20 protein-coding genes are annotated in these 22,420 nt (G+C 33.4%); 13 read left to right on the top strand and 7 right to left on the bottom strand.

The features are described from left to right. Position 1: 1 nt before the first annotated feature. Positions 2 to 949 carry a glycosyltransferase family 2 protein gene (locus MTX13_RS12890; RefSeq protein WP_250436286.1) on the bottom strand — a complete coding sequence of 316 codons (948 nt, stop codon included), beginning with the start codon at positions 947 to 949 and terminating at the stop codon, positions 2 to 4. Then, positions 946 to 2,043 carry a glycosyltransferase family 4 protein gene (locus MTX13_RS12885; RefSeq protein WP_250436285.1) on the bottom strand — a complete coding sequence of 366 codons (1,098 nt, stop codon included), beginning with the start codon at positions 2,041 to 2,043 and terminating at the stop codon, positions 946 to 948. The genes MTX13_RS12890 and MTX13_RS12885 overlap by 4 nt, the downstream gene beginning before the upstream one ends. A 413-nt stretch (positions 2,044 to 2,456) precedes the next feature. On the opposite strand from MTX13_RS12885, the gene MTX13_RS12880 reads away from it, so the two are divergent. Next, positions 2,457 to 5,930 (top strand): T9SS type A sorting domain-containing protein, encoded by a 3,474-nt coding sequence (locus tag MTX13_RS12880; protein ID WP_250436284.1) that lies wholly within the window; start codon positions 2,457 to 2,459, stop codon positions 5,928 to 5,930. 48 nt (positions 5,931 to 5,978) lie between these two features. On the opposite strand, the gene MTX13_RS12875 is transcribed toward MTX13_RS12880, so the two are convergent. The 5 genes from MTX13_RS12875 to porX form a co-directional block, all read right to left on the bottom strand. Next, positions 5,979 to 6,347 (bottom strand): hypothetical protein, encoded by a 369-nt coding sequence (locus tag MTX13_RS12875; protein WP_250436283.1) that lies wholly within the window; start codon positions 6,345 to 6,347, stop codon positions 5,979 to 5,981. Between the two features lie 3 nt (positions 6,348 to 6,350). Continuing rightward, the gene (locus MTX13_RS12870; RefSeq protein ID WP_250436282.1) at positions 6,351 to 7,550 is read right to left on the bottom strand and encodes an alanine dehydrogenase; all 1,200 of its coding nucleotides are present in this window, start codon (positions 7,548 to 7,550) and stop codon (positions 6,351 to 6,353) included. Between the two features lie 63 nt (positions 7,551 to 7,613). Then, positions 7,614 to 8,165 (bottom strand): hypothetical protein, encoded by a 552-nt coding sequence (locus MTX13_RS12865; RefSeq protein WP_250436281.1) that lies wholly within the window; start codon positions 8,163 to 8,165, stop codon positions 7,614 to 7,616. A gap of 260 nt (positions 8,166 to 8,425) precedes the next feature. Beyond that, complete coding sequence (gene tsaE, locus MTX13_RS12860; protein WP_250436280.1) at positions 8,426 to 8,848, bottom strand: tRNA (adenosine(37)-N6)-threonylcarbamoyltransferase complex ATPase subunit type 1 TsaE; 423 nt, start codon at positions 8,846 to 8,848, stop codon at positions 8,426 to 8,428. A gap of 74 nt (positions 8,849 to 8,922) precedes the next feature. Then, a complete protein-coding gene (gene porX, locus MTX13_RS12855; protein ID WP_250436269.1) occupies positions 8,923 to 10,476 on the bottom strand; it encodes a T9SS response regulator signal transducer PorX in 1,554 nt (517 codons plus the stop codon). Between the two features lie 36 nt (positions 10,477 to 10,512). Between porX and MTX13_RS12850 the strand changes: the two genes are divergently transcribed. The 12 genes from MTX13_RS12850 (at position 10,513) to MTX13_RS12795 (ending at position 22,260) form a co-directional block, all read left to right on the top strand. Next, the gene (locus MTX13_RS12850; RefSeq protein ID WP_250436261.1) at positions 10,513 to 11,742 is read left to right on the top strand and encodes an HD domain-containing protein; all 1,230 of its coding nucleotides are present in this window, start codon (positions 10,513 to 10,515) and stop codon (positions 11,740 to 11,742) included. A gap of 25 nt (positions 11,743 to 11,767) precedes the next feature. Next, a complete protein-coding gene (lpxD, locus tag MTX13_RS12845; RefSeq protein WP_250436259.1) occupies positions 11,768 to 12,796 on the top strand; it encodes a UDP-3-O-(3-hydroxymyristoyl)glucosamine N-acyltransferase in 1,029 nt (342 codons plus the stop codon). Then, entirely contained in the window at positions 12,783 to 14,189 is a 1,407-nt protein-coding gene (locus MTX13_RS12840) for a bifunctional UDP-3-O-[3-hydroxymyristoyl] N-acetylglucosamine deacetylase/3-hydroxyacyl-ACP dehydratase (protein WP_250436257.1), read from the top strand. Before lpxD ends, MTX13_RS12840 begins: the two co-directional genes overlap by 14 nt. Before the next feature lie 100 nt (positions 14,190 to 14,289). Further along, complete coding sequence (gene lpxA / locus MTX13_RS12835; protein WP_250436255.1) at positions 14,290 to 15,075, top strand: acyl-ACP--UDP-N-acetylglucosamine O-acyltransferase; 786 nt, start codon at positions 14,290 to 14,292, stop codon at positions 15,073 to 15,075. Between the two features lie 4 nt (positions 15,076 to 15,079). Then, positions 15,080 to 15,646: an elongation factor P gene (gene efp, locus MTX13_RS12830; protein ID WP_250436253.1), complete on the top strand. Its 567-nt coding sequence runs from the start codon at positions 15,080 to 15,082 to the stop codon at positions 15,644 to 15,646. 68 nt (positions 15,647 to 15,714) lie between these two features. Further along, entirely contained in the window at positions 15,715 to 16,251 is a 537-nt protein-coding gene (locus MTX13_RS12825) for a hypothetical protein (protein WP_250436250.1), read from the top strand. Positions 16,252 to 16,254: 3 nt separating this feature from the next. Further along, positions 16,255 to 17,193 (top strand): UDP-3-O-(3-hydroxymyristoyl)glucosamine N-acyltransferase, encoded by a 939-nt coding sequence (locus tag MTX13_RS12820; protein WP_250436248.1) that lies wholly within the window; start codon positions 16,255 to 16,257, stop codon positions 17,191 to 17,193. Beyond that, a complete protein-coding gene (locus tag MTX13_RS12815) occupies positions 17,190 to 17,597 on the top strand; it encodes a nuclear transport factor 2 family protein (RefSeq protein ID WP_250436246.1) in 408 nt (135 codons plus the stop codon). Before MTX13_RS12820 ends, MTX13_RS12815 begins: the two co-directional genes overlap by 4 nt. 71 nt (positions 17,598 to 17,668) lie before the next feature. Then, complete coding sequence (gene sucD / locus MTX13_RS12810; protein WP_250436244.1) at positions 17,669 to 18,541, top strand: succinate--CoA ligase subunit alpha; 873 nt, start codon at positions 17,669 to 17,671, stop codon at positions 18,539 to 18,541. A 109-nt stretch (positions 18,542 to 18,650) separates the two neighbouring features. Next, a complete protein-coding gene (gene fabG, locus MTX13_RS12805; RefSeq protein WP_250436242.1) occupies positions 18,651 to 19,397 on the top strand; it encodes a 3-oxoacyl-[acyl-carrier-protein] reductase in 747 nt (248 codons plus the stop codon). Position 19,398: 1 nt separating this feature from the next. After that, positions 19,399 to 21,432, top strand: a complete 2,034-nt coding sequence (locus MTX13_RS12800) for a VWA domain-containing protein (protein WP_250436233.1) — start codon at positions 19,399 to 19,401, stop codon at positions 21,430 to 21,432. Positions 21,433 to 21,447: 15 nt separating this feature from the next. After that, entirely contained in the window at positions 21,448 to 22,260 is an 813-nt protein-coding gene (locus tag MTX13_RS12795; protein WP_250436231.1) for a prohibitin family protein, read from the top strand. The last annotated feature ends 160 nt before the right edge of the window (positions 22,261 to 22,420 follow it).

Below are 22,420 nucleotides of genomic sequence, written 5' to 3'. Positions count from 1 at the left end.
ACTAGAACAATTTTTTAAATGGCCAACCCATTAAAAAAACGAGTTTCAATGTCTTATTTTCTATTGCATTTAAATAATCTTTTAAACTAAATTCTAAATATTGTGCAGCACGAAGTAGTGTATAACATCGTTTAATAAACAATTTTGGCGTTTTAAATAAATAGTCGTTTTGAAACCAGTTCAGTATGGATAATGAATAAACAGCCATTCCAAATGCATCTTTTTCATGGTTTTGAATTGAAATTCTATTTTCGGTGTCTAAATAATATATTCTTAAAATTTCATTAATGTATTTTGTGGTAAAACCTTCTTTAGATATTAGTTCCCAAATAATACCTTCGGGTATGTAGCCTCTAGAAAAAATATTCTTATTAACTTCAATACCTTTTAGGATATCAGTTCGTGTAAACCCCCATTTTTCTGATGTAAGTGGCGATTCGATATTCTGTTTAAACGTGTTACTGTAGTATGGACTTTTTGGAAATTTTTGACCAATTAACTTTCCATTTTGATCCTTGCACAAACAAGTTACACCGCTTATCTTTTCTTTTTTGTCAATTGGAATAGCGTTGTACTGCTCTTTAAATACTTGTAATGCACTTGGCAAGCATTCGTCATCTGAATCAAAAGGTAAAATAAACTTCCCTCTAGCCATTTCAATGGCTTGAAAAAAACAAGCCATCTTATGCTGATTTTTTGGATTGTTAACGTATTGAATGGGGAAATCAGCAGTTTTTATTAATTCTTGAGCAACCTTGTGAGAGTTATCTGTTGAGCCGTCGTTAATAAGTACGAGTTCAAAGTCTCTAAATGTTTGATTGTTTAAGGAAGTAAAAACACGTTCCAAGGTGTCAGCACGATTGTAAACAGGTGTAAAAATTGTGAACGTATAGTGTGACTCAAAATTTACTATACCTGTAAAAGTTGGTATTAATTCGGTTAAAGTCATGCTGATAATAAATTTTGTATTAGTAATTCCCATTGATCAGCAATTACATTATGTTCAAATTTTTGAGTGTCTAATTGAGCGTTTAAACTTAAATTAGTTCTTAACTCCTCGTTATCCATTAATAATTGCAACTTAACTTCTAATGAGGTTTGGTCTTCAACAGGTATTAAAATTCCATTTTTGTTGTCAAATATTAGTTCGGAAGGGCCAGAGGGACAATCAGTAGAAACACAAGCTAGCCCAAATGCCATAGCTTCGGTTAAAGCATTTGGGAATCCTTCGTATCGTGATGTGAACGCAAATATTTTTGCTGAATTATAATAATGGGATAAATCATCTATATTTCCTAGTAATTCTACTGAATTAGTTAGATTTAATTCGTCAATTAATTTCAAGTAGTTGTTTTTTTGTGAACCGTCACCAGCAATAAATAGCTTCCAATCTTTTCGTTCAATATTGGAGAACGCTCTAATAAGCATATCTTGATTTTTTTGGTAATCTAATCGTCCAACATTTAATATTACATTTTCTCGCTTATTATCAGATTGTATCTTATTTAGTAGTTCTGGATTTAAAGGATTTAAAATGATTTTAATCTTTTCAACTTTTATGAAACTTGAAAAATAGTCAGCAATTTCTTGGGTCTGTATCACCATATAGTCCGTGAAGGGATATATCTTTTTTCTAATCAAGCCCCAAAATTTAGATGCTTGAATATGATTTGGATGTACACGCTCACTGATTATGCAACGCACTTTTGCTATTTTCGATGCTATAACAGCATAAACATTTGGGGTAGTCATAAATCCAATCATAACTTCAATTTTATTTTGTTTTACGATTGAATATATGCCCTTAATTAGCTTAAAATGATTAAGAACTCTCGTTATAGGATTAGTATTGAATTTATAAGTACCAGAGCAAAATTTAACCGTAACGTTTGGGTTTAAAGCGTAAAATATTTCACTACTATACAAGGCAATAATTGTAACGTCAAAACGTGTAGATAACGAGTTGGATAAGGTTACTACAACACGTTCGGCACCACCAGTTTGAAGACTTGGAATTATAAATGCTATTTTTCGTTTCTTCAATAGATATTATATAATCTGTGTTGTTAAACACTAAAGTTTTTTTAAAAGTATATATTTTTTTAAATCTTTAGGATATGAGTGCGCTTATATTAGATAAACGACGGTTTTATAATGCGAACTGCATCATTGTCAATGTGTTTTGTTGAATACATGTGGATAAGTTGTATAAAATCACAGGTCTACTATAATCCAAAACCCTTCTTTAAACCGTATATTTGCAAACCACTCATTAGAACAGTTTTCTAAAAAAACACAAGAACATCGATTAAAAGTGCAAAAAATACTACAAAATGCATTTTTAGTAATCAATAACTTACAAAAATTGTGTATTTCATCGAATATTTGCCTTAAATGTTTTAGCAACTTTAAATGAAATTATAGTTTAGCACCGATTAATAGCAAAATCGCCCCAAATGGAGAATTTTTATTTTATAAAAATCCTTAATTCAAGGATTTTTTCAAACTTATTATTGTTTTTCTGTTTTATTTTATCGGTAAACGGTCAAAATTATCCGCCACAAGTATCATTGTCTGATGTGGAATATCAGAACTATCAATTACCAACAGGTGGATTACCAGAATATTTAGAGCCTATTACAGAGTCACTTTCTGGTAGTAACATAACTCGAATTAGTGATAGGGATGTATTTGGCACTACTTCACAGCGCTTAAGACATAATTATGCATTAGACCAAACATGGAATAGTGATGGAACACTAATAAAGCTAGCAGGTTATCCAGCTGCAATTTTAGATGCAGAAACTTTCGAATTTTTATATTGGAGTAATATTCCAAGCTATGGAAGATGGTCCAATACACAGCCCAATATTATTTATGGAACTTCTGTGGATAAATTTGTGGCTCATGATGTTAATACCAATTCCAGAACGACATTAAGAACATTTAGTGACTATCAAAGAGTTGATTTTGGATTTGGAAAAAGCACACAAGATAATAATGACAGATATGTAGGACTCATCGGTATTTTAAGTAATGGCGATAGAGTTCTCATTGTTTATGATATATTGAATGATAATATTGTAGGAACTAAAAATGTTGGCTCTCAAGGTGATTTGGCTTGGTTTTCGGTATCGCAGCTTGGTCAATATGCTGTTATTTCATGGAGAAATAACGGTTCTGGTCCAACACAAGGTATCAAGAGTTATAATTTAGATTTTACAAACGAACAACACCTTTATAATACTACAGAGCATGGCGATTTAGGCGTTGACCAAAATGGAAATGAAGTGTTTGTAAGTTATGGAGGACAAAGTCAATGGGATGCCGATTATAGTCTTTTTATGGTGAGATTAGATGGAGGAGGCGTTACTAACTTATTTCCCTATGTAAACAACAGAGGTATTTGGGGAGGGCATATTAGTTGTAGAAATATTAATAGACCAGGATGGGCTTATGTAAGTGAACAATGCTGTACAACAAATCCAGTAGCACCTAGAGAAATATTTGCTATTAAGTTGGATGATTCTGGAACAGTTGAACGCTATGCTAAACATCATAACGACGTTTCTCCTGGTGGATTAGGGCATTCTGCACAAGCTGTCCCAAATAGAAATGGAACAAAAATATTATTTGCTAGTAATTGGAACGATAGTTCTATTATGAACGATCCTAATCCACCAGCTTATGTATTAGAATATCCGCAAGGTAATGTAGGTATGACAGTAAATGCTGGAAATGATAGACAAATTTGTAATGGTAATACTATTACTTTAACAGCTACTGGAACTGGAGGAACAAATTATACTTGGAGTACAGGTCAAACCGGTCAAAGTATAACAGTATCTCCTAATGCTACTGAAACATATACAGTAACCTTATCTGATAATTCAGGAAATACCGTTTCTGACGATGTTACTGTAACCGTTAATCCTATTCCAATTGCGAATGCAGGAACAGATATAACTATTAACGAAGGTGAGTCTGTTAATTTAACTGCAACTGGCGGAAGTAGCTTTTTATGGAGTACAGGCGAAATGTCACAAAGCATAACTGTAAGTCCAACAGAAACAACAACATATTCTGTAACCGTTTCAGATAATGGGTGTACAAGTGAACCAGATGAAGTCACAGTGACTGTAATACCCACTCCCATAGAAGCCGATGCTGGTGCAGATGTTGCCATTTGTTTTGGTGAAAGCACTACTTTAACGGCATCGGGAGGATCAGATTATGTGTGGAGTACAGGTGAAACTTCACAAAGCATAACGGTTAATCCACAGACAACTACTACATATACGGTAACAGTTTCTGAAGGAAACGTTTCAGATAGCGATTCTGTTATCGTTACCGTAAATCCAACACCAACAGCAAATGCTGGAAGCGATGTTACCATAAACGAAGGAGAAAGTACAACGCTAATAGCTTCTGGAGGTACAAGTTTTTCTTGGAATACAGGAGAAACCACACAGAGTATAACGGTAAATCCAACTGAAACAACAACATATTCTGTAACGGTTTCTGATAATGGGTGTACAAGCCAACCAGACGAAGTTACAGTTACTGTAATCCCTAATAATACAACTGTTGTTGCCAATGCTGGAGAAGATGTTTCAATATGCCAAGGGGATAGTGTTATTTTAACGGCATCTGGAGGAACAAATTATGTGTGGAGTACAGGTGAAACTTCACAAAGTATAACGGTTAATCCACAGGCAACTACAACATATACGGTAACAGTTTCTGAAGGAAACGTTTCAGATAGTGATTCTGTTATTGTTACCGTAAATCCAACACCAACAGCAAATGCTGGAAGCGATGTTACCATAAACGAAGGAGAAAGTACAACGCTAATAGCTTCAGGAGGTGCAAGTTTTTCTTGGAATACAGGAGAAACCACACGGAGTATAACGGTAAGTCCAACTGAAACAACAACATATTCTGTAACGGTTTCTGATAATGGGTGTATAAGCCAACCAGACGAAGTTACAGTTACTGTAATTCCTAATAATACAACTGTTGTTGCTAACGCTGGTGAAGACGTTACAATATGTCAATACGATTATGTAACTCTTACAGCTACAGGCGGTACTGATTATGTGTGGAACACAGGTGAAACCACACAAAGTATATCGGTTAGCCCACTAACTACAACAACGTATTCGGTAACCGTTTCAAATGGACAAAGCTCTGATACAGATAGTGTAACTGTTACGGTTAATCCATTAGCTGTTGCGTATGCTGGTGAAGACGAAACCATTGAATTAGGTGAGTCAATAACATTAACAGCAGAAGGAGGTAATAGCTTTTTGTGGAGTAATGGTGCTACTACACAACAAATTACAGTTAGCCCAACAGAAACGACAAGCTACTCGGTAACTGTTTATATTGGAGAATGTAGTGATTCTGATAGTGTTCAAGTTACGGTTTTAGAACCACTAAATGCATCAGCGGGTGAAGATGTTGAAATCTGTAATGGCGAATCCATTACCCTTAATGCTTCTGGAGGAACTACCTACTTGTGGAGTACAGGTGAAACTTCAGCTAGTATAACAGTAAATCCAGAAACAACAACAGAATATAATGTGCAAGTTTCTAATGGAAGTCAAACAGCCACGGCATCTGTATGGGTTACTGTTAATGTCTGTGATACGGAAACAGAGCAGAATGAAGTTTTGGATTCTGAAATAAGTGTATATCCAATTCCCGCAACCTCTGAAATCAATGTAAAAGTCACTGGCTATTTGTCTGACACTAGTGTTAAAATCTATGATTTACAAGGTAGGCAATTATATGCTGAAGGAATTTCAAATGGTAATACAGAAATAATGACAAAAACTATTAATGTATCTAATTTGCCACGTGGAATATTTGTTTTAACCATTAATAAAAACGGGGAAGCCTTTTCCAAACGAATAATACTAAACTAACAATTTGAGTAAAATAAATTATTAAAGCCTAGTTTTTAACTGGGCTTTTTATTTAAATTCAACTTGTTTTACGGTTGCAATACTATCGCAATTTTCAATAGTAAATTGTACCAATTGTTCAGAAATCAAACCTTCAATTTTATAGAAGCCACAAGGTTTTTTTCTAGATTCACTGTTTATTGTAAGCTCGCCATAACGCAGAACTTGCCTAGCTCCAAATGTGTCGAGTTGTATATTTTTAAAGGCTTGTAGAACAGCCTCATCATAAATTAATTCTTTAGAATTAATATTTTTCAAAACGCGGGCTTCAGGACCATAATCACAAGAAACTTTTTTGCCATTTAAGAAAAAGGCCAATATAATAAGCCCAATAGAAAAGCCACCTAAATAGTAGCCAATACGATTAATTAATTTCAAAATTTAAAAAATAAGTAAGTTTATATCACTGTGTTTTAAGTCGAACCATTCACCAACAGATTTGCTGGTTAAAATTCCGTGATAAATGTACAAACCATTTTTCAATCCTTTATCAAAACGTAGTGAATTTTCTAAACCACCATCGTCTGCAATTTTTAAGAGATACGGTGTAAAAATGTTACTAATTGAAATTGAAGCCGATCGTGAATATCGCGCAGGAATATTGGGCACACAATAATGTGTAACACCATGTTTTACAAATGTAGGCTGTTTGTGCGATGTAACTTCACTGGTTTCAAAACAACCACCCATATCAATACTCACATCAATAATTACCGAACCATTTTTCATGTTTTCAACCATAGATTCGCGTACCAAAACAGGCGATCTGTTTTTACCACGAACAGCACCAATAGCCACATCACAGCGTTTTAATGCTTTCGATAAGTTTTTAGGCTGCAAAGTAGATGTAAAAACAGTTCTTCCTAAATTGGACTGAATACAACGTAGTTTGGTTATGGAATTATCAAAAACCTTAATATTGGCTCCAAGTCCTAGTGCGCTTCTTGCCGCAAACTCGCCTACTGTTCCAGCACCAAGAATAACCACTTCAACTGGAGGAACACCACTAATGTTACCGAACATGAGCCCATTGCCATCATTAACGTTACTTAACAATTCCGAAGCAATTAAAACGGAAGCTGTTCCGGCAATTTCACTTAACGATCGTACAGCTGGATAAGCTCCATCTTCATCTCTAATAAATTCAAAAGCCAAAGCTGTAATGCGTTTTGCGGCTAATGTTTCAAAGTATTTTTTTGATTGTGTTTTAAGCTGTAATGCCGAAATTAAAATAGTTTGTGGATTAATTAGTTTTATTTGATCTAGGGTAGGAGGTTCTACTTTTAAAATCATTGGGCAAGCATAAACCTTGGCAGTATCTTTTGTTATTTCTGCTCCAGCTTCACTATAATCCTTATCACTAAAATTAGCGCCTCTTCCCGCACCAGATTCCATTAAAATACGATGTCCATTGCTTGTTAGTGCAGAAACGGCATCTGGAGTTAAACAAACACGCTTTTCTTGAAAGGCGGTTTCTTTAGGAATACCTATAAATAATTCGCTTTTGTTTTTTAAAATTTCAAGGGTTTCTTCTTGCGGCAACAGCTGTTGCTTTGTAAAAGGCGATAAAGATTTAGACATAGTTGACTAGTTAAAAACAGATAGTCAAATTACGAATTAATTTTGTAAAGAATAATATGAAAATTAAAAATACTGCTTCACTTTTTCCCAAAAAGTAGTTGGTTTTATTTTGAATTCTTCCTCAAGCTCTTCAAGTGTTTTATTAGCAGTGTTCAATTTATTAAACATGCGTGCTCTAATAAGATAAATTGATGGTACAACTATAGCCATAACAGGAACTAAATAAAGTAATTGAAATTCGTCAAAGATCCCAGTGTCTGATGTTATAAATGAAATGGTTTGATAAGTATACATTACTATTGGTACTAATAAAACATGGTACCACCAATGACGACAAGTGAAAAACCAGATTAACAATAATAATAATGGAATTAATTTACCAGAAAGTGTCCAAGCTACCACATGGGCACTTTCGTAGACTTTACTTTCATAAGTAAATAAAAAAGTGTTCCAAACTTTAGTATCTGGAACACTTTCATATAAATAAAATAAATAAGGAGTTAAAGCTATAAAAGTTGCTATTAGGCTACCTTTCAGTATAACTTTATTATTTTTTTTATCCGTTTGTCGGAACTTTAATTTTCCTTCCGTCGATTTTTGTTGTTTGATTTCCATCAGTGTCAATCATGTTAGCTGCTTGAGCCGTAAACAACATACCGCCAAAAATTGCGATTGCTAATACATACTTTTTTGTTTTCATTTTATTAAGGGATTAATTAATTAATAATCCAAAAGTATGTAGGATGTTACTTTGAAATTGGGTCGAAATGTTAAAATTATGTTAAAATCAACGTTTTTCGATTTTTCCGTTACGGTTTTTCCGTAAAAGCAATCAATTTGGGGCAATTTGTTGTTTCTAATCTTATAAAAACTCGTTATTTCAGCGTTAAAATTCGTTTATTATTATCGTTAATTTTTAATGTTATTACCGAATAATCATCATCTAAATCCTCAATTATTAAATCTGGCCATTCTATAAATTTCCAGTGTGTTGTATCTAAATAGTCTTCAATTCCAAAATCGTAGGCTTCTTCTATACTATTTATACGATACAAGTCGAAATGATAGATAACATCATTGTCTGCTACATATTCATTTACTATTGAAAAGGTTGGACTGCTTACATCATCATCACTTCCCAATTGTTCTACCAAAGCTTTGATTAATGTTGTTTTTCCAGATCCCATTTCGCCATTAAACAAAATGGTTTTACTTTTTACCAATGTAATAATCTGGTCTGCAACAGTTTTTACATCATTTAAGCTATATTCAATAGTCACGTTCTGTAATCTTTCCATGCAATTATACATATTAAAATTGAGAAAAACTAGAAAAAAGTGTATTTCATCGGATTTTTTTGCGTTACGTGGAGTTATTTTGGGTTTAAAACCACAAAAGGAATAATCATTTCTTCTAATGAAACACCACCATGTTGATAGGTGTTTCTATAATAACTTACATAGTGATTATAGTTGTTTGGATAGGCAAAAAACAAATCGTTTTTAGCAAACACAAACGAACTACTCATGGTTATTGCTGGTAGATGTATCTTTTTTGGGTCTTTAGCAACCAAAACATCCTTGTCTTCATAAGTTAACGAGCGACCCGTTTTATAGCGTAAGTTTAAACTAGTATCCTTATCACCAATAATTTTAGAAGGATTTTTAACATTTATTGTGCCATGGTCTGTTGTAAGAATTAATTTAAAGCCCAGTTGTTGTGCTTGTTGAATCATCTCTAAAAGCGGTGAGTTTTTAAACCAACTAACGGTTAGTGAGCGATAGGCTTTGTCATTTGAAGCGAGTTCTTTTACAACATCCATTTCGGTTTTGGAATGCGAAAGCATATCAACAAAATTGTAAACAACTACGGTTAAATCATTGTCTTTTAATCCTTTAAAATTATCAACTAACTTTTTTCCGTTTTTAAGATTGGTGATTTTATAATATTCATGCTTAAGGTGGTTTAATCCCAATCGCTTCATTTGAGCCTCTAAAAATTCAGCTTCATGTAAGTTTTTTCCACCTTCGTCAGTATCATTTTTCCAAAGATCGGGATGCATTTTTTCCATATCTGCTGGCATTAAACCAGAAAAAATAGCATTTCTAGCATATTGAGTTGCAGTTGGTAAAATACTATAAAATGGTGCTTCCTGTTCTTTTTTATAGTAATTGTTTACTATAGGTTCGAAAGCTTTCCATTGGTCATAGCGCAAATTGTCTATTACTACCAATAGTGTTGGTTGCTCTTTACTTAATTCGGGAACCACTCTGTTTTTAAACAAATTATGCGACATGGTAGGCGCATCTACATGAGGTTCAAACCAACTCGGGTAGTTTTTGTCAATAAACTTTCCGAACTGCGTATTGGCCTCCGTTTTTTGAGATTCTAAAATTTCAAACATCCCTGTATCTTCAATGTCCTCTAACTGCATTTCCCAATAAATCAGTTTTTGGTAGAGGTTGGCCCATTCTTCAAAACTATTTACCATAGTTAAATCCATGGCAATTTTTCTGAACTCTTGCTGATAATTAGAAGTTGTTTTTTCGGAAACTAATCTAGAGTGGTCTAAATTCTTTTTTAAACTCAATAAAATTTGATTTGGATTTACAGGTTTAATAAGATAATCAGCTATTTTGTTTCCAATAGCTTCTTCCATAATATATTCTTCTTCACTCTTTGTAATCATAACAACTGGAAGCGTATCGCGCTTGGCTTTAATTTCGTTCAAGGTTTCAAGACCAGTTAATCCAGGCATATTTTCATCTAGGAAAACAATATCAAATGTTTTATCGTCTAAAACTTCAATGGCTTCGGTTCCACTTTTGCATGTTGTAACATTGTAGTTTTTTTGTTGTAGAAAAATAATATGGGGCTTTAATAAATCAATTTCATCGTCTACCCAGAGAATATTTATATTGTTCATGTATATTTGTTTATATAATTATAGAATTTAAAAGACTTGCTTAAAACTAACAAACTTAAAATATTTAACGACCCAATTTACGGTTTTATTACCATTCCCAATTCGGTAATTTTTAATTTAATTGAGCATAATTATTTTCAACGTCTACGACGGATTTCACAAATGGGTATGTCTTATTTAGTATACCCTGGAGCGCATCATACCCGTTTTCACCATGCAATTGGTTGCATGCATCTTATGCAAAAGGCTGTGCAGACACTTCGTTTTAAAGGCGTTAGCATTTCTAATGAAGAAGAAAATGCCTTATACATTGCTATTTTATTGCACGATATAGGTCACGGTCCTTTTTCACACGCCATGGAGCACAGTATAGTAAATGGCATTTCACACGAGCAGATTTCGTTGTTGTTTATGGAAGATTTGAACAGTGAATTTAACGAAAGTTTAACGCTGGCCATAACTATTTTCAAGGGCGATTATCATCGCAAATTTCTGTGTCAACTAATATCGAGTCAGTTGGATATGGATCGAGCCGATTATTTAAAGCGTGATAGTTTTTATACAGGTGTGTCTGAAGGCAATATAAATAGTGAACGTTTGATAACCATGCTTAATGTGGTTGATGATGCCTTGGTGATAGAGGAAAAAGGTATTTATAGCGTAGAAAAATTTTTAGTAGCTCGCAGATTGATGTATTGGCAGGTTTACTTGCACAAAACAGGTTTGGTGACCGAACAATTATTAACACGCATGTTGCAACGAGCCAAGGAATTAACAAAACAAGGTGTGGAATTGGAATCTAGTGAACCATTGGCATATTTTTTAAAACATGATGTGTCATTCGATGATTTTAAGTCTGATGAACTTAAAATGTTTGCCAGACTTGATGATTATGATATTGTATCGGCTATGAAAGCTTGGCAGCACCATCCCGATTTTGTTTTGAGTAATTTATGCGAAATGATAATCAATAGGCATCTACTGAAAATTAAGATTAAAAAGAACGTTATAAAACCTAAACAACTCTCAAAACATATAGAGAATCTAAAAACTGAATACGGAATTTCAGATTTTGAAGCTAGCTATTTTGTTTTTTCAGGCTCAATTTCCAACCAGGCTTATGAGCAAGGTACACAGGATATAAATATATTGTATAAATCTGGTAAAATTGTTGATATTGTTAAGGCTTCAGATCAATTAAACTTAAAAGCACTAACAAAACCAGTTACTAAATATTTTATATGCTACCCTAAAGATAAAATGTGATACATTTTTTCTATTTTTGCTCCTAATGAAATTCACAGCAGAACAAATAGCAGGTATTTTAGAAGGCGACATTGTAGGCAATGCTCAAGTTGAAGTCTCAAGACTTTCTAAAATAGAAGAAGGAACAGAAGGTTCACTAACCTTTTTAGCCAACCCAAAATACACACAATATATATACACAACTAAAGCATCTATTGCCATTGTAAATAAAAGCTTTGAGCCAGAGCATACCGTGAATTCTACATTGATAAAAGTAGATGATGCTTACAAATCATTTTCCAAGTTACTAGAATATTACAACCAGATTAAATTAAATAAATCTGGAATAGATCAACCAACCTCTGTTTCAGAGTCAGCCCAATTAGGAGAAAACATATATTTAGGCGCATTTACATATGTTGGTGATAATGCAAAAATTGGCGATAACGTTAAAATTTTTCCAAACTGCTATATAGGTGACAATGTTACAATCAAAGATAATACTGTAGTGTTTTCCGGAGCTAAAATTTATTCAGAATGTGTTGTGGGAAGTAATTGTGTTATTAATTCTGGAGCGATAATTGGTGCTGACGGATTTGGATTTACACCAAATGATAAAGGTGAATATAGTAAGGTTCCTCAAATAGGGAATGTCATTCTTGAAGATTTTGTTGATATTGGTGCAGCAACAACAATAGATCGTGCAACTCTGGGTTCAACTATTATTAGACGAGGAGTGAAATTAGACAATCAAATCCAAATAGCCCATAATGTTGAAATTGGTAAGAATACCGTTATAGCTGCCCAAACTGGAATTGCAGGTTCAACAAAAATTGGCGAAAATTGTCAAATAGGGGGTCAAGTAGGTATTGTAGGCCATATTACTATTGGCAATAATGTAAAAATACAGGCGCAATCTGGAATTGGTAGAAATGTAGCAGATAATGAGGTTTTACAAGGCTCTCCAGCTCTTGGCTATGGAGACTATAATAAATCTTATGTGTATTTCAAAAACCTACCACGATTGGCAAAAACTATAAATGATATTGAAAAAAAAGTAAATGGGAATAATTAATACTGATATTAAGCAGAAGACCATCAAAAACGATGTGTCGCTTAAAGGCGTAGGATTGCATACAGGTAAAGATGTAGTGTTAACATTTAAACCCGCTCCAGAAAATTCAGGATTTGCTTTTAAACGTATTGATTTAGAAGGTAGTCCAATAATTGAGGCAGATGCCAATTATGTTACTAACACACAACGCGGTACATGTTTAGAAAAAAATGGTGTTACCATTCAAACGTGCGAACATGTTTTAGCTGCTTTAGTTGGCTTGGATATTGATAATGCTATTTTAGAACTTGACGCCTCTGAACCACCAATAATGGATGGCTCTTCAAAGTTCTTTGTTGAAGCTTTAGAAAAAGCAGGCGTTGTAGAACAAGATGCCAAACGTGAAGTTTACGAAGTTACCGATGTTATTTCATACACAGATGAAGAAACAGGAAGTGAAATCTTGGTCATGCCTTCTAGTGAATATCAAGTGACTACTATGGTTGATTTTGGCACCAAAGTCTTAGGCACCCAAAATGCGTCCATAAAACATATTTCAGAATTTAAAGATGAAATTTCAGATTCTAGAACATTTAGTTTTTTGCATGAAATTGAAATGCTGTTGGAGCACGGATTAATTAAAGGTGGCGATTTGAACAATGCTATAGTTTATGTGGATAAAGAATTATCGCCCGAAACTATGGATAAATTACGTGTAGCTTTCAAAAAAGACAACATTGCAGTAAAACCAAACGGAATACTTGATAATTTAACGTTGCATCACCCTAATGAAGCGGCCAGGCACAAACTTTTAGATGTTATTGGTGATTTGGCATTAATTGGTACACCTATAAAAGGAAAGGTTATAGCAAATAAGCCTGGACATTTTGTTAATACACAATTTGCAAAAAAGATGTCCAAAATCATTAAAAACGATAGGCGCAACCATGTTCCAAATATCGATTTAAATCAAGAGCCATTAAAAGACGTGAACGAAATAATGGCTATGTTGCCGCATCGTCAACCTTTTTTATTAATCGACAAAATTTTTGAGTTAAGTGAATCTCATGTCATCGGTACTAAAAACGTAACGATGAACGAACCCTTTTTTGCAGGACATTTTCCAGGTGCGCCAGTAATGCCAGGTGTATTAATAGTTGAGGCCATGGCGCAAACAGGTGGGATTTTAGTATTAAGTACAGTTCCAGATCCAGAAAATTACTTAACATTTTTCATGAAAATTGATAATGTTAAGTTTAAACAAAAAGTTGTTCCTGGAGACACATTAATTTTTAAGTGCGATTTAATTACACCTATTAGACGTGGCATTTGCCATATGCAAGGCTATGCATACGCTAATGGTAAACTGTGTGCCGAGGCAGAATTGATGGCACAAATTTCAAAAGTAAAATAAGTAAAGAAATGAATAGAACCAACGTGAAATTTTGTGTTAGTTCTAAAAAACTAATAGGCGAACACATTATCTCCTATTTATCAATCATAAAATAACGAAAATGAATCAACCTTTAGCATACGTACACCCAGGAGCAAAAATTGCCAAAAATGTCGTTATTGAACCTTTTGCAACTATACATAATAATGTTGTAATTGGTGAAGGAACATGGATTGGTAGTAATGTCACTATCATGGAAGGTGCACGAATAGGTAAAAACTGTAACATTTTTCCAGGTGCTGTTATTTCTGCGGTTCCTCAAGACCTTAAATATAATGACGAAGACACAACTGTTGAAATAGGAGATAATGTAACTATTCGAGAGTGTGTAACTATCAATAGAGGTACTACCGATAAAATGAAAACGGTAATTGGTAATAATTGTTTAATAATGGCTTACTGCCACGTGGCTCATGATTGTATTGTTGGAAACAATTGTATTTTTTCAAACAATAGTACTTTAGCTGGTCATATTAATGTAGGCGATTATGTTGTGCTTGCCGGCATGACAGCAGTACACCAGTTTTGCTCAATTGGTAACCATGCCTTTGTAACAGGAGGTTCGTTAGTAAGAAAGGATGTGCCGCCATTTGTTAAGGCTGCGCGTGAGCCATTATCTTATGTAGGTATTAATTCTGTAGGATTACGAAGACGTGGTTTTTCAACAGAAAAAATTAGAGAAATTCAGGATATATATAGAATACTTTATCAAAAAAATTATAATAATACTCAAGCTGCAGAAATTATTGAAGCCGAAATGGAAGCAACTCCAGAGCGCGATGAAATTCTACAATTTATTAAAGATTCCCAGCGAGGTATTATGAAAGGATATTTTAAATCAAATTAAATTTATGGCCAATACATCAGATATTAGAAATGGATTATGCATCAGGTATAATCATGATATTTATAAAATTATAGAGTTTTTACATGTAAAACCTGGTAAAGGTCCAGCATTCGTAAGAACAAAATTGAAAAGTGTAACAACAGGAAAAGTTATTGATAATACCTTTTCAGCAGGACATAAAATTGATGATGTTCGAGTGGAAACACATAAATTTCAATTTTTATACCATGATGGTGAGTTTTACCATTTCATGAATCAGGAAGATTACACGCAAATCAGGTTACTAGAAGCTGCGCTGGATAGACCTGATTTAATGAAAGAAGGTGAGGTAGTTACCATTTTAATCAATTCGGAAGATAACATGCCACTCTCTGTTGAGATGCCAGCAAGTGTAATTCTTGAAGTAACCCACACAGAGCCTGGTGTAAAAGGTAATACAGCTACAAATGCGACCAAGCCAGCAACTGTTGAAACTGGAGCAGAGGTTAATGTGCCTTTATTTATAAATGAAGGGGATAAAATAAAAATAGAGACCGAAAAAGGTACGTATAAGGAACGTATTAAGGAATAACATTGATGAAGAAAGCCAATATAGGTATTGTAATTATCTGTTTAATTTTCCTAACAAGTTGTTTAGAAATGATAGATAAGGCTGCTAAAAATGTTGCAGTTCAAGATTCAGAATCTTTATCCGCAAAGGATTATAAAACAATTTATGTTGATTCTTTATATAGTTTAGATGTGCCTAATTACATGAAAGAGTTGAAAAGTCTTCACCCTGAAGCTTCTCTAGAATATGCTAACATTTATAAAGAAGCTTATACAGTTGTAATACATGAAAATAAGCAAGAGTTTATTTCAATTTTCACTGAACTTGAAGAGTATAATTCAGACCTTTCACCAATAAATAATTATTCAATTATTCAGAAAAAAATGTTTAATGAAACTATTGAGCAATTTAAGTTTCAAGACTATGGGCTAAAGGATATTAATGGTTATCCAGCCAAACAAATGAAAATTACTGGTATAATTGATGGTATAGATTTTGTTTATGTAGTCGCTTTTGTTGAAGGTGAAGAATACATTTATATGTTAATGAATTGGACAGATAGTAGTCGTTTTGATAAACTGGAGAATACTTTTGAATATATCAATGGGACTTTCAAAATAATCTAATTAATGAAGTTCCCAAAAGCACATACTTTACAAGAAATAGCCAATCTAATTAGTGTTGATTTTATTGGTGATAAAGATTTTCCAGTTCTTGGAATGAATGAAATTCATGTAGTAGAGCCAGGAGATATAGTTTTTGTTGATCACCCAAAGTATTATGACAAAGCATTGCAATCTGCAGCAACAATTGTTCTAATTAATAAGGAGGTAGATTGCCCTGAAGGAAAAGCTTTATTGATTAGTGACGATCCTTTTCGCGACTTTAACAAGCTTACCACATACTTTAAACCATTTCAATCATCAAACTCTGCTATTTCCAGTTCAGCAAAAATAGGAGAAGGAACAGTTGTTCAGCCTAATTGCTTTATAGGAAATAATGTTACAATTGGTGATAACTGTATTATACATTCCAATGTCAGTATTTATGATAACACGGTTATAGGTAATAATGTCGTAATTCATGCTGGAACGGTTTTGGGAGCGAGTGCTTTTTATTACAAAAATCGTCCAGAAGGATTTGATCAACTGTTGTCTGGAGGACGTGTAATAATTCAAGATAATGTTCATATTGGCGCTGCTTGCACAATAGATAAAGGGGTGACTGGCGATACCACAATTGGCGAAGGTTCTAAACTGGATAATCAAATTCAAGTAGGACATGATACAATAATTGGAAAAAAATGTCTTATTGCTTCTCAAGTTGGAATTGCTGGCTGCGTTGTTATAGAAGACGAAGTAACCATTTGGGGGCAAGTTGGTATGACCAGTGGTATTACAATTGGAGCAAAGGCTGTTATTTCTGCGCAATCAGGCGTTAGTAAATCTTTAGAAGGGGGTAAGAGTTATTTTGGAACTCCAGCAGATGATTTCAGATCAAAATATAAAGAAATCGCATCAATTAAAAAGATTCCTGAAATATTAGAAATATTAAAGAAAAATAAATGAGCCCTAAAAAATTAATACAAACTTTCTACGAATCCGATTTAGCAAATGACTTAAGCTTAATAGAAAAGTTTTATCACCAAGACTGTAAGGTGTATTGGAATAGCAGTCTGGGTTTTAGAGAACGAGACTTTACAGGTGTTTATAATTTCTTTAAGGGCATTACCGAGTCTTATAATAATTTAAGATTCCAATTAAGTCATCTGTTGTCTGATGGTAATCAGGTTACAACCAGATACACTTTATATGCAAAGACTATAGAGTCTACAGAAGAAGAAATTCCATTGGCTCATTATATGTCTATTATTGAAATTAAAGATGATAAAATTTATCGTGTTTACGAAATGAGTCAACCTGCAGATCACGACACACTTAATTCAAATGCCTTTAATAAAATAAATTCGTAAAATACTTTTACAAATAGTATGCAAAAGATTACTTTTGTAATCGATTAAAAAACAACAAAAATCAAACTTAAATGAGCGTTTTAGTTAACAAAGATTCAAAAATAATAGTTCAAGGGTTTACTGGTAGCGAAGGTACTTTTCACGCTGGTCAAATGATTGAATATGGTACAAATGTAGTAGGAGGCGTTACACCAGGTAAAGGTGGACAAACCCATTTAGATAAGCCCGTTTTTAATACAGTTCAAGAAGCTGTGGAAAAAGTTGGTGCTGATACAACCATAATATTTGTTCCGCCTGCTTTTGCAGCCGATGCTATTATGGAAGCTGCTGATGCTGGAATTAAAGTTATTATTACGATTACAGAAGGTATTCCTGTTGCAGATATGATTATTGCTTCTTATTATATAAAAGATAAAGACTGTCGTTTAATTGGGCCTAACTGCCCAGGTGTAATTACACCAGAGGAAGCAAAAGTTGGTATCATGCCTGGTTTTGTATTCAAGAAAGGAAAAGTAGGTATTGTCTCTAAATCAGGTACATTAACTTACGAAGCAGCAGACCAAGTTGTAAAGCAAGGCTTGGGTATAACTACAGCAATAGGTATTGGTGGTGATCCAATAATAGGAACTACAACCAAGCAAGCTCTTGAGTTGTTGATTAATGATCCAGAAACTGAAGCAGTAGTTATGATTGGTGAAATTGGAGGTCAATTAGAAGCCGATGCTGCTAATTGGTATAAAGAAAGCGGAAGTAAAAAACCGGTAGTTGGTTTTATTGCTGGAGAAACAGCTCCTGCTGGTCGAACAATGGGACACGCTGGCGCTATAGTTGGAGGAAGTGATGATACAGCTCAAGCGAAAAAGAAAATCATGAGAGCTTGTGGTATACATGTAGTTGATTCTCCTGCTGAAATAGGCAAAAAAGTAGCTGAAGTTTTGGCTTAAAAGTTTAATAATATTCTGTTAAAAACCTTACAAAATCTTGTAAGGTTTTTTTATTTGATGCATCTTGTATTTATTATATTTGAAAAACAACCAATCACAATATTCAAACATGAAATTATTAGACGGGAAAACAGCCATAATAACTGGAGCTAGTAGAGGAATAGGCAGAGGTATAGCTCAAGTTTTTGCACAACAAGGTGCTAATGTAGCATTTACGTATAGCTCTTCTGTTGAAGCAGCAAATGAGTTAGAAAAAGAATTAAACGCATTAGGCGTTAAAGCAAAAGGATATAAGAGTAATGCTGCTAGTTTTCAGGAAGCTCAAGAGTTAGCTGATGCAGTTGTAGCTGAATTTGGAAGCATTGATGTACTTGTTAATAATGCTGGAATTACAAAAGACAATTTACTTATGCGTATAAGTGAAGAAGATTTTGATACAGTTATTGAAGTTAATTTAAAGTCAGTTTTTAATATGACGAAAGCCGTTCAGCGTACCATGTTAAAGCAACGTAAAGGCTCCATTATAAACATGAGTTCTGTAGTTGGTGTTAAAGGGAATGCTGGGCAAACCAATTATGCAGCTTCAAAAGCTGGTATTATTGGATTCTCTAAATCAGTTGCTTTAGAATTAGGCTCGAGAAACATTAGAAGTAATGTGATTGCTCCAGGTTTTATTGAAACTGAAATGACTGCAAAATTAGATGAAGATACTGTAAAAGGTTGGCGAGAAGCAATCCCTTTAAAACGAGGTGGAACACCAGAGGATATAGCCAATGCCTGCGTATTCTTGGCAAGTGATATGTCTACTTATGTTACAGGTCAAACTTTAAATGTAGATGGAGGTATGCTAACATAACATGTCGAGTACAATAATCTTATATATTATTATATCTGGAATTATAGCGCTATTAGTAGCGCTTTTTCAGTATAAATATAAGGTGAAACATAAACTATCGGTAAACAATTATTTGTTAGCACTACGGTTTATTACTGTATTCGCCATAGTTCTATTATTAATAAACCCCAAAATAGAACGACAATCTACTTTTTACGAAAAGCCTAGCTTGGTTGTAGCGGTAGATAATTCAAATTCTATTTCGTTTTTAAAACAAGATTCTTTAGTTGAAAGTATAGTTGGTAACATACGAAACCATCAAGAACTAAATGAAAAATTTAATATTGATTATTATGCTTTTGGGAACGATTTGAAACTTTCTGACAGCTTATCATTTCAAGATAAACAAACTAATTTTGATAACTTATTTGGCGGCTTAAATGATGTTTACAAACAAACAGTTGCGCCAACTATTATTCTGTCTGATGGAAATCAAACTTATGGCAGCGACTACAGTTTTGCCACAAGAACATATAAACAACCTATATTTCCTATTATTTTAGGAGATACTGTAACGCATGTTGATATAAAGATAGAGCAATTGAACGTCAATAAATATGCGTTTTTAAAGAACAAATTCCCTTTAGAGGCTATTATTGTTTATAATGGTGATGAAGTTGTTAATCCGAAGTTTACAGTGAAAAGCGGCGGTTCAACTGTTTATTCGTCAGTGCTGAAACTTGATAAGAATAGCAATTCAGCTGTTGTGAATTTTACATTACCAGCCAATAGCGTTGGAACGTTTTCTTATCAAGTTAATATAGAGCCTATAGCGAGTGAATTAAATACACGAAACAATGTTAAAAACTTTGCTATTGAAGTTGTTGATGAGAAATCTAAAATAGCAATTGTAAGCGATTGGCTCCATCCAGATATTGGTGCTTTAAAAAAGAGCATAGAAAGTAATGAGCAACGAACAGTGAGTATTTTAACTACTAAAGAATATGAAAACAAAATAAATGATTTTCAATTAGTTATATTATACCAACCTAACAATCGCTTTAAATCAATTTATGAAAAATTAGATGCTTCAAAAAGTAATAAATTGGTCATTACAGGCACAAAAACAGATTGGAATTTCTTAAATCAAGTAAATTCATTTTATACACAAAAGAATTCTGCTCAAACAGAAAATTATTTGGCTTTTCCAAATAAAAATTATAATGTGTTTATTATTAGTGATTTAGATTTTGAATCCTTTCCGCCTTTAAAATCAAAATTTGGTAATGTTGAATTTACCATTCCTTTTGAAACCGTATTGTATAAGAAGATAAGAAGCACAACAACTGATAATCCACTAATGGCAAGTTTTGAGGTAAATGGTAGGAGAGAAGCCGTAATTTTTGGAGAAAATATATGGCAGTGGCGTGCTCAATCATTTTTAAATACTAAATCGTTCAATGCCTTTGATAACTTTACAGGGAAATTAGTTCAATATTTATCAACAAATAAGCGTAAGGAACGATTGACTTTGGATTATAGTTCTTTTTACGAAGGCAACTCAAACGTTATTGTTAAAGCACAGTATTACAATAAAAATTATGAGTTTGACAGCCGTGAAAGTTTGATAATCTCTGTAATAAACGATAGCACAAAGGTTGTTAGAGATTTTCCGTTTGTGTTACGAAATAATAATTTTGAAGTCGATTTAAGTAGTTTGCCTCCTTCAGATTATAGTTTTACTGTAAAAACCGAAACAGATAATTTGAGCAAATCAGGGAAATTCAAAATCCTGGAATATAATATTGAAGAGCAATTTTTAAATGCCGATGTAACAAAAATGCAGGCATTAGCTACCAATAGTTCAGGAAATGCTTATTTTCCCAATACTTCTCAAGATTTGATTAACGATTTATTAAACGATAATCGCTTTGTAACTATTGAGAAAAGCACAAAAAATACAGTACCTTTGATAGACTGGAAATATTTACTTGCCTTAATGGCTATTTGTTTAGCTTCTGAATGGTTTATTAGAAAATATAACGGACTTATTTAATTTAAAATTTTAAAAATGGAAAGATTACCGAAAATTGGTTTGCCAATTATTATTGCAATTATAGTGTTGTTTGTTCTTGTTACAAAGTCTATTGTAACAATTGATTCAGGTTATGCAGGAGTTTTATATCAGTTGGGTGGAGGAGTAGACCCAGATAGCGATCCTCTCGGCGAGGGTATTAATTTTGTAGCGCCTTGGAATAGTGTTATAGAATATGAAGTGAGACAACAGGAGATACCAGAAAAAATGTCGGTTTTATCCTCAAATGGATTGGATATTAAATTAGATGCTTCTGTATTATATCAGCCAAAATATTCAGATTTACCAAGACTACATAAAGAAAAAGGTAAAGATTATCTACAACGGGTTTTACAACCAGCCGTTCGTTCGGCTGCAAGAAGTGTAGTAGGTCGTTATACACCAGAACAGTTGTATTCTACAAAACGTGATGCCATTCAAGCTGAAATTTATGAAGAGACTAAAAAAATTGTGGAAGACCAATATATTCAATTAAACAGCATTTTAATTAGAGATGTTACACTACCGCCAACTATTAAAGATGCTATTGAACGTAAATTAAAGCAAGAACAGGAATCTTTAGAATACGAATTTAGATTGGTTACTGCACAAAAAGAAGCCGAGCGCCAACGTATCGAAGCCAAAGGTAAAGCAGATGCTAACAAGATCTTGAGCGCCTCTTTAACCGATAAAATTTTACAGGATAAAGGTATTGAAGCCACTATTAAATTATCAGAATCACCTAATTCCAAAGTCATTGTAATTGGTTCTGGAGACTCTGGAATGCCTATTATACTTGGTAATCAATAATTTTTTTAAAAACTATTTGGATTTGTAATTATTTTTTTTGAAAATTTGTTCAGTAAAATAAACAACATGAATTTTATTCAATTACATCATCATTTTCATACTTGCACTCAAGCGAGCTGAAAATGTATTGAATAAATCTAAATATATTTTAAACCCGTTT

The organism is Hanstruepera flava (assembly GCF_023634025.1).
GTDB lineage: Bacteria > Bacteroidota > Bacteroidia > Flavobacteriales > Flavobacteriaceae > Hanstruepera > Hanstruepera flava.
This window is presented reverse-complemented; position numbering and strand designations above follow the sequence as displayed.

Coding starts and splice junctions, on each gene's coding strand:
- MTX13_RS12890 (WP_250436286.1), bottom strand. CDS start 949: ATGACTTTAACCGAATTAATACCAACTTTTACAGGTATAGTAAATTTT.
- MTX13_RS12880 (WP_250436284.1), top strand. CDS start 2,457: ATGGAGAATTTTTATTTTATAAAAATCCTTAATTCAAGGATTTTTTCA.
- MTX13_RS12870 (WP_250436282.1), bottom strand. CDS start 7,550: ATGTCTAAATCTTTATCGCCTTTTACAAAGCAACAGCTGTTGCCGCAA.
- MTX13_RS12865 (WP_250436281.1), bottom strand. CDS start 8,165: ATGGAAATCAAACAACAAAAATCGACGGAAGGAAAATTAAAGTTCCGA.
- tsaE (WP_250436280.1), bottom strand. CDS start 8,848: ATGGAAAGATTACAGAACGTGACTATTGAATATAGCTTAAATGATGTA.
- porX (WP_250436269.1), bottom strand. CDS start 10,476: ATGAACAATATAAATATTCTCTGGGTAGACGATGAAATTGATTTATTA.
- lpxD (WP_250436259.1), top strand. CDS start 11,768: ATGAAATTCACAGCAGAACAAATAGCAGGTATTTTAGAAGGCGACATT.
- MTX13_RS12840 (WP_250436257.1), top strand. CDS start 12,783: ATGGGAATAATTAATACTGATATTAAGCAGAAGACCATCAAAAACGAT.
- lpxA (WP_250436255.1), top strand. CDS start 14,290: ATGAATCAACCTTTAGCATACGTACACCCAGGAGCAAAAATTGCCAAA.
- efp (WP_250436253.1), top strand. CDS start 15,080: ATGGCCAATACATCAGATATTAGAAATGGATTATGCATCAGGTATAAT.
- MTX13_RS12825 (WP_250436250.1), top strand. CDS start 15,715: ATGATAGATAAGGCTGCTAAAAATGTTGCAGTTCAAGATTCAGAATCT.
- MTX13_RS12820 (WP_250436248.1), top strand. CDS start 16,255: ATGAAGTTCCCAAAAGCACATACTTTACAAGAAATAGCCAATCTAATT.
- MTX13_RS12815 (WP_250436246.1), top strand. CDS start 17,190: ATGAGCCCTAAAAAATTAATACAAACTTTCTACGAATCCGATTTAGCA.
- sucD (WP_250436244.1), top strand. CDS start 17,669: ATGAGCGTTTTAGTTAACAAAGATTCAAAAATAATAGTTCAAGGGTTT.
- fabG (WP_250436242.1), top strand. CDS start 18,651: ATGAAATTATTAGACGGGAAAACAGCCATAATAACTGGAGCTAGTAGA.
- MTX13_RS12800 (WP_250436233.1), top strand. CDS start 19,399: ATGTCGAGTACAATAATCTTATATATTATTATATCTGGAATTATAGCG.
- MTX13_RS12795 (WP_250436231.1), top strand. CDS start 21,448: ATGGAAAGATTACCGAAAATTGGTTTGCCAATTATTATTGCAATTATA.